Here is a 1,053-nt window from a genome sequence, read left to right as displayed (position 1 = left end):
GGTTGGTGCAGCGCAGCTCCAGCTTGCTGATGCCGCCCAGGTCGGGCGGGGGCGGGGGCGGGGGCGGGGTGGCGCTGCCCTTCTGGTCACAGGCCGTCAGGGCCAGGGCCAGGCCGAAGGCGAAGGTCAGGGTCGAAGGCCGTGGGAGTCGGAGAAAGGATCGGTTCATATCTACCTACATTGTAGCCATGTCAGGATGAGAGGGCGGTTCGGGTTCAGACTCCCCGGTCGTCAGGCGGTGGAACGTAGTCGCCCCCTCCTCCACCGCCTTCACCCGAACCCGAGCCCGAGCCGGAGCCATCGCCGCTGCCCGAGCCCGAGCCCGAGCCGGAGCCGGAGCCGGAACTCGACTCCCCTCCCCCACTGCCCTGGCCCAGCGGCTGGTCAGTGCTCTCCACCCCGAAGAGGTCCTTGAAGAAGTCCACCACCGCGTCCACCACGCTCACCACCACGTCCACGATGGCATCCACGATCTCCTTCACGGTCTCGCCCAGCGCGGTCAGCACGTCCTTGGCCTCCTGCAGCGCCGACTCCCCCAGCACCGCCGCCAGCACGATGCCCACGCCCAGCAGGGCCGCTCCGAACAGGCCGAAGATGGCCCCGGCGCTGGCCATCCCCGCGCTGAAGGGGGCCATCACCAGCGCGGTGAGCGTGCCCGTGTTCCAGAGGATGGTGCCCGCCATGACCAGACAGGTCGAGCCGTAGGCGTAGGCGCACTCTCCGCCCCCGCTGCTGCTGGAACTGCCCCCGGAGGGGTCGGAGGGGTCGGGGGGCAGGGTGACGGGCTCGAAGCGGTAGGTCACCACGGCCTCGATGGTCCTACCCGACCGCAGCGCGACGGGTTGGCTGATCTGTTCGAAGTAGTTGCCCTGGGTGTCCTTTTCAGCCAGCACAACATCGAGTACTTCCAGGGTTCCCAGCTTCACCGTCGGAGAGTAGGATCATCGGGGCCACTAGAGGGCACTTCCGCCGTTCGACGACCAGAGGGCGGCCCGCTTGCGGATATATTCAATCGGAACCCCCAGCACTTCCGCAGCCCGAGAGGCGCTCACG

The 1,053-nt window shown here is 68.3% G+C and carries 1 protein-coding gene; it reads right to left on the bottom strand.

Annotated elements, in window-relative coordinates; all coding sequences use genetic code 11:
- Positions 1-215 precede the first annotated feature (215 nt).
- Positions 216-926, bottom strand: a complete 711-nt coding sequence (locus tag Mrose_RS19130; protein ID WP_182482917.1) for a hypothetical protein — start codon at positions 924-926, stop codon at positions 216-218.
- Positions 927-1,053: the final 127 nt, after the last annotated feature.

The organism is Calidithermus roseus, assembly GCF_003574095.1.
GTDB lineage: Bacteria > Deinococcota > Deinococci > Deinococcales > Thermaceae > Calidithermus > Calidithermus roseus.
The sequence above is the reverse complement of the archived record's forward strand: the minus strand, read 5'-3'. Positions and strand labels throughout refer to the sequence as shown.